The sequence below is a fragment of the Streptomyces sp. CLV115 genome (assembly GCF_038448545.1).
GTDB lineage: Bacteria > Actinomycetota > Actinomycetes > Streptomycetales > Streptomycetaceae > Streptomyces > Streptomyces sanglieri.
Window position 1 is genome coordinate 1 of the sequence record NZ_JBCEWQ010000411.1, and the last position, 460, is coordinate 460.

Genomic DNA, 460 nt, shown 5'->3' on the forward strand with positions numbered 1-460 from the left:
GACTACAAGGGTATCTAATCCTGTTTGATCCCCACGCTTTCGTGCCTCAGTGTCAATAGTCGTGTAGTGAGCTGCCTTCGCAATTGGTGTTCTATGTCATATCTAAGCATTTCACCGCTACATGACATATTCCGCTCACCTCCACGGTATTCAAGACCTATAGTATCCACGGCAGTTTCCAAGTTAAGCTTGGAGATTTCACCACGGACTTACAGACCCACCTACGCACCCTTTAAACCCAGTGAATCCGGATAACGCTTGCACCCTCCGTATTACCGCGGCTGCTGGCACGGAGTTAGCCGGTGCTTATTCTTGTGGTACCGTCAACCCAGAAAGAATTCCGGGATTTCTTCCCACACAAAAGAAGTTTACAATCCAGAGGACCTTCATCCTTCACGCGGCATGGCTGGTTCAGACTTGCGTCCATTGACCAATATTCCTTACTGCTGCCACCCGTAGG

At 49.3% G+C, this 460-nt stretch carries 1 rRNA gene; it reads right to left on the minus strand.

The features are described from left to right. Nucleotides 1-460, minus strand: a 16S ribosomal RNA gene (locus AADR41_RS42405); the annotation flags it as partial.